The following is a 6000-nucleotide window of genomic DNA, read 5'->3' as shown; positions in this document are numbered from 1 at the left end:
CTAGCCCCCCTACAATTTGAAACTAACCTGATTTCATGCAGATACCAGACGAGTTTAACCCTCATAGTTCAGATTGTAGGTAGGCGGCAAGTGAATAAGACCCTAGGAGCATACATAAGTATGTGACTAGGACGAATGAGCGAAGCCAACACCCCTACAATTTGAAACTAACCTGATTTCATGCAGATACCAGACGAGTTAACCCTCATAGTTCAGATTGTAGGTAGGCGGCAAGTGAATAAGACCCTAGGAGCATACATAGTATGTGACTAGGGCGAATGAGCGAAGCCAACACCCCTACAATTTGAAACTAACCTGATTTCATGCAGATACCAGACGAGTTTAACCCTCATAGTTCAGATTATAGGTAGGCGGCAAGTGAATAAGACCCTAGGAGCATACATAAGTATGTGACTAGGGCGAATGAGCAAAGCTAGCCCCCCTACAATTTGAAACTAACCTGATTTCATGCAGATACCAGACGAGTTTAACCCTCATAGTTCAGATTGTAGGTAGGCGGCAAGTGAATGAGACCCTAGGAGCATACATAAGTATGTGACTAGGGCGAATGAGCGAAGCCAACACCCCTACAATTTGAACTAGGACGGGTTAAATGAATTCGTAAGCGTCACCGAACAACTGCTCGGCCCTAGCATTGCGTTCATTACAGAAACGATCCCTAGCAATTTTCGCCATTTCAAAACGCCCTGCAATATAGATATCATGACTGGATAAATCACCGAAATCTTCTAACACTGCGCTGAGAACAGTGCCTGTTCTACCACGCCATAATTCATCAGGTTGCTCTACAACAGGGGTGATTTTCAAATTAGGGTAGCTTTCACTCAGTGCTTGTAATTCACCAAGGTCATACAGGTGCTCCAACTGACGCCCTCCCCAATAGAAAGTAATGTCACGATTAGGATTTTCAGCTAATGCAGCAAGCAGTACTGAGTGGGTATAAGAGAACCCTGTCCCCCCTGCAATTAAAATCATGCCATTGCTGCTGTTTTCGCGAAACCAAGCTTTACCGTGAGGAATATCAATATCGATGCGTTTTTGTTCTAAAATCCTGTCCATAACAGCCATAGCATACAGGTTGATTTCAGAAGCTCCGATATGTAATTCAATCGTTTCTTTATTTTTTGGGGTAGAAGCCATTGAAAATGGTCGTTTGTCTCTTTCGTCCATTACGACCATTAAATATTGACCTGCTTTAAAATGAAAAGGACCATCTGGCAACAATATAACTCGATAAACCGTATCCGTAATCGATTCGACAGATGTAACTTTACAGCTTAGAGTTGCCATGGTTCCCCTCTTATTTTTCAAAAATATTTAATTGTTCCCAAATGTCATCAATACGGGATTTTACGTTATCTGTCATAACAATAGGACGTCCCCATTCGCGATCCGTTTCACCTGGCCACTTATTGGTTGCATCAAGCCCCATTTTTGAACCTAACCCTGATACAGGTGAAGCAAAATCTAAGTAGTCTATCGGCGTATTTTCCATCATAACGGTATCACGGGCAGGGTCCATTCGGGTTGTAATTGCCCAGATAACATCTTTCCAATCACGCGCATTAATATCATCATCACAAACAATAACAAATTTAGTGTACATGAATTGGCGCAGGTATGACCAGACTCCCATCATTACTCTTTTTGCATGCCCCGCATATTGTTTTTTCATTGTTACGACAGCAAGCCGGTATGAACAACCTTCAGGTGGAAGGTAAAAATCGACAATTTCTGGAAATTGCTTTTGTAGGATAGGTACTAAAACTTCATTTAAGGCTTCACCAAGTACCGCTGGTTCATCAGGTGGCCGCCCTGTATAAGTTGAATGATAAATTGCATCGCGGCGCTGAGTCACATGAGTAATAGTAAACACAGGGAAGTTATCTATCTCATTATAATAACCTGTGTGGTCACCATAAGGCCCTTCAGGTGCCATTTCACCCGGTTCAATATAGCCCTCAAGAATAATTTCGGCACCCGCCGGAACTTCGAGATCATTAGATATACATTTTACGACCTCTGATTTATTACCACGTAATAAGCCTGCAAATGCATATTCTGATAACGTGTCAGGCACAGGGGTTACCGCCCCTAAAATTGTTGCCGGGTCAGCCCCCAATGCTACGGCTACCGGAAATTTTTCACCTGGATGAGCTTGGCACCATTCTTGAAAATCAAGAGCACCACCGCGATGAGACAACCAACGCATGATAACTTTGTTTTTACCAAGTACTTGCTGGCGATAAATACCTAAGTTTTGCCTTTCTTTATATGGCCCTTTGGTGACAGTTAGCCCCCATGTTATTAACGGTGCCGCATCTTCTGGCCAACAATGCATAACGGGTATTTTGGTGATGTCTACGTCATCACCGGCCCAAATTTGTTCCTGACAAGGCGCTGAACTTAAGCGCTTTGCTGGCATATTCAATACTTGTTTGAATTTTGGTAGCTTATCAAAAAGGTCACGAAAACCTTTCGGAGGATCAGGCTCTTTTAAAAATGCGAGCAATTTACCTACATCATGTAAGGCTTTGATATCTTCTTGCCCCATCCCCATAGCAACGCGTTTTGTCGTCCCAAACAAGTTGCATAGGACAGGCATGTTATAACCTTTGGGATTTTCAAATAATAGGGCCGGTCCCCCTGCTCTTAGTGTACGATCTGCAATTTCAGTCATTTCCAAGTAGGGATCGACTTCCATTGTAATACGTTTTAGTTCGCCCTGCTTTTCAAGCTGCGCGATGAAATCTCTAAGGTCACGATATTTCATTATCTTCTTTTACTGTTACAGAGGGAGTCCCATTATAAGACGTCCGGCCAAGGTTACAAGTTACTGCCTAAAACACTTAATAATCAATCTTTTTCTGGTCAAGTATACCATTTTACTGGCAATCAAAAGGGACTAATTTTTCTAATAATAATGTATCAAACTGCTCTGAGAATGTTTTGTTGTGCTGAAATAGTTTAAAACCTTGATCTTTTCCACTGAAATAATGAAGTTCATTACCTTTGATCTGCATCCCACTCCCTTCTCGCAGAGCAACAACAACCTCATGAGGATTAATTACACAAAATTCTTGCAACCTTTCATCACGCGTTTCGCCCATGTGCCCAGAAATATGAGCATCAATATAATGGGGGTTGATTTGTAAAGGGAATAACCCTAGAGAAGGCATAATTACAGCATTACTTACGGGCATATCATTAGTAGTACGAATACTTGGAGTCGCAACGTTACACCCCGCACTCCAACCTATGTAAGGGACTCCTCGTTCTTTAACAGCGCGCTGAATAGCAACAACCAAGCCATTTTCATGTAAACACTTGTTGAGCCACCAAGTGTTGCCACCACTCACTAAGATACACTCAGCTTGTTCAATCGCTTCTACTGGGCTCGCAAAATGCTCAATAGAAGTAACGTTTATCCCTAAAGCTTCCGATAGTTGCTCTGCTCTTTCATCATGTGAGCCACGAAGGATCGCATAAGGAACTAAAACAGCTGACTTTACATTTTTACGTGTAATCATTTCTTTGATACGAGGTAGAGCATAGCTTAGCCATACAGGGTTACCTGGCAGCTTACCATTACTCAACAAAAAGATATCCATCATGTCTCCTACTGATTTGCTTTTTATATTACAGTTACCTAAAGTCCATATTCGATTAATATAAGCTTCAGAATACCAATAATATTGTGCTGCTACTCAATAGTCACACTGTTATGTCGTAATTTGTTATCATAAACATAATTTTGTCATGCGAGATTCGAAAAATGGAAAAGTGGTATCTGCTTTATTGCAAACGAGGGCAAATTGAGCGTGCTATTGAGCATCTAAATAGGCAGAGTGTTATCTGTATGACGCCCATGACAGAAATGGAAAAAGTGGTCAGAGGAAAAAGAACTAAGGTGCAAGAAGCTTTATTCCCTAATTACTTGTTCGTAAAGTTTGATCACAACGAAATTCATACTACGACTATCCAATCAACTCGTGGGGTCAGCCATTTTATTCGGTTTGGCCAATTACCCGCTGAAGTCCCTGATGAAATCATTAAGTTATTACAACAAAACCCTATTAGTCATTCCATAGCCCCTGATATGCCAAAACATGGAGATCAAGTCACAATTACTGAGGGTGTTTTTGCGGGAGTTCAAGCTATCTTTGATGAGCCAAATGGAGAATATCGTTCAATTCTTCTACTGAATATATTGAACAAAAGTGTCCCTAAAATTGTTGATAATACTCAATTTAAAAAATCAACTGACTAAAAATCGTGCTCATAAAAAACCCTTCAACAATGAAGGGTTCTCTATGGGCTGTCATTAAGCCTAATATGACCTAAAACCTACTTACGACTCTTCTTCCTCAGTACCTTCTTCTTGTCGACCTCGACCTTTGCCGACATAAAAGTTAGACAGTAATACCCCCAACTCGAATAGCAAATACATTGGGACTGCTAGTAAAGTCTGAGAAAGGACATCTGGTGGGGTTAAAAACATCCCTACAACAAATGCCCCAACCAAAATATATGGACGTTTACGTTTTAATGATTCAGGTGTAGTTACCCCAGTCCAACACAGTAAAATAATTGCAATTGGTACCTCAAATGCAGCACCAAAAGCCATAAATAATGTCATGACAAAACTAAGATATTTACTGATGTCCGGAATAAAGTTAACGCTGTCTGGTGTTGTTTTTACAAAAAAGCCAAAAGCTAATGGGAAAACAACAAAGTAAGCAAATGCCATCCCTAAATAAAACAAAAAGCTACTTGAAACAAGCAAAGGCAACATGAGTTTGCGTTCATGCTTGTATAAGGCCGGCGCTATAAATGCCCAAATTTGATAGAGAATAACTGGTATCGATACAAAAACCGAAACCATCATCGTCAGTTTAATAGGGGTAAAGAAGGTTGACGCCACATCCGTCGCACTCATTTGAGAGCCCACTGGCAACTTATCAATCAAAGGGGCTGCTACCAGCCGGTAAATATCATTTGAAAAATAAGCGAGCGCAGCAAAAACGATCAAAACTGTAATTAAACAGTTCATTAGCCGTTTACGGAGTTCAATGAGGTGGCTAATAAGTGGTTGTGTATCATTTACAGCCATGTGTTATTTTTCACTTTCAGTTTGATTAGAGTTCTTTACTTTAGCATCGAGCGGCTCAGCCGTTTTCACTGTTGTAGGAGCTTCAGGTGTTTTATCCTCAACAACCGCTGCCATCTTAGCTGCATGCTCAGGGTCAGGATCTGATTCTTGGGCCTCTGGGGCCTTGTTTTCAGCATCCTTAACAGCACTATCATAACTGTCAGTGATCTCTTTTGCTTTATTTAACTCTGTTTCGATATCGCTGGTTGTTGCTTGATAGCCGCTTTTCAATGACTGTGCTGCTGTACGCAGCTCTTCCATGGACTGCTTAAGTTCCGGGGAAAGCGCTTCTAAGTTAGCTTTCTCTTCTACTTTCTTCAGAGTGTCTTGCAGCTCTTGTAATTTCAGCTCTTGTGATAACTCATTTTGTACATTCGCTGCCATTGAACGCATAGCACGTATCCACCCAGCGACAGTTCTCACTGCCACTGGTAAGCGCTCAGGACCTAAGACTACAAGACCAATAACTGTAACAAGCAACAGCTCACTAAAACCTATGTCAAACACGGTTTAACCCTGCTCTTTGTTTTTGCTCTCAACTGGGCTTTCTTTTTTTTCAGAAGCCTGTTGTTCAGTAATGTTCTTAGTCGCAAAGTCGGCATCTTGCTTATCTTGCTCAACTTTTGCCTTTTCATCATCACTCATCGCTTTCTTGAAACCTTTAAGTGATTCACCTAAATCAGAACCTAATGAACGTAATTTTTTGGTGCCGAAAATTAAAATAATAAGCAAAGCAATGATGATTAGTTGCCAAGGACTACCGAAAGCAGCCATTGCAATAGTTGATTCCATTGTTAATACCTCTATAGTTTTGGGATCAATTGTTG

At 41.1% G+C, this 6000-nt stretch carries 7 protein-coding genes; 1 reads left to right on the top strand and 6 read right to left on the bottom strand.

What is annotated here, in order from left to right; all coding sequences use genetic code 11:
- Positions 1-609: 609 nt before the first annotated feature.
- From fre to pepE, 3 genes are all read right to left on the bottom strand, one after another.
- Positions 610-1311 (bottom strand): NAD(P)H-flavin reductase, encoded by a 702-nt coding sequence (gene fre / locus ACIPUA_RS18500; protein WP_131680254.1) that lies wholly within the window; start codon positions 1309-1311, stop codon positions 610-612.
- Positions 1312-1321: 10 nt separating this feature from the next.
- Positions 1322-2794: a 4-hydroxy-3-polyprenylbenzoate decarboxylase gene (gene ubiD, locus ACIPUA_RS18495; RefSeq protein WP_042848820.1), complete on the bottom strand. Its 1473-nt coding sequence runs from the start codon at positions 2792-2794 to the stop codon at positions 1322-1324.
- Positions 2795-2906: 112 nt separating this feature from the next.
- Positions 2907-3632 carry a dipeptidase PepE gene (pepE, locus tag ACIPUA_RS18490; protein ID WP_042848821.1) on the bottom strand — a complete coding sequence of 242 codons (726 nt, stop codon included), beginning with the start codon at positions 3630-3632 and terminating at the stop codon, positions 2907-2909.
- Positions 3633-3796: 164 nt separating this feature from the next.
- Here pepE and rfaH point away from each other — a divergent pair, with 164 nt between their 5' ends.
- The gene (rfaH, locus tag ACIPUA_RS18485; RefSeq protein WP_042848822.1) at positions 3797-4291 is read left to right on the top strand and encodes a transcription/translation regulatory transformer protein RfaH; all 495 of its coding nucleotides are present in this window, start codon (positions 3797-3799) and stop codon (positions 4289-4291) included.
- Positions 4292-4372: 81 nt separating this feature from the next.
- On the opposite strand, the gene tatC is transcribed toward rfaH, so the two are convergent.
- Genes tatC through tatA form a run of 3 tightly spaced genes read right to left on the bottom strand, consistent with a single transcriptional unit; the run spans position 4373 to position 5965 of the window.
- Positions 4373-5134, bottom strand: a complete 762-nt coding sequence (gene tatC / locus ACIPUA_RS18480; protein WP_042848823.1) for a Sec-independent protein translocase subunit TatC — start codon at positions 5132-5134, stop codon at positions 4373-4375.
- A 3-nt stretch (positions 5135-5137) separates the two neighbouring features.
- The gene (tatB, locus tag ACIPUA_RS18475; protein WP_042848824.1) at positions 5138-5680 is read right to left on the bottom strand and encodes a Sec-independent protein translocase protein TatB; all 543 of its coding nucleotides are present in this window, start codon (positions 5678-5680) and stop codon (positions 5138-5140) included.
- A 3-nt stretch (positions 5681-5683) separates the two neighbouring features.
- Positions 5684-5965 (bottom strand): twin-arginine translocase TatA/TatE family subunit, encoded by a 282-nt coding sequence (gene tatA, locus ACIPUA_RS18470; protein WP_042848826.1) that lies wholly within the window; start codon positions 5963-5965, stop codon positions 5684-5686.
- Between the last annotated feature and the right edge of the window lie 35 nt (positions 5966-6000).

It is taken from the genome of Providencia sp. AGC89, from assembly GCF_053543535.1.
Note: the sequence above shows the minus strand (reverse complement) of the source record. Positions and strands in the feature narration are given on the sequence as shown.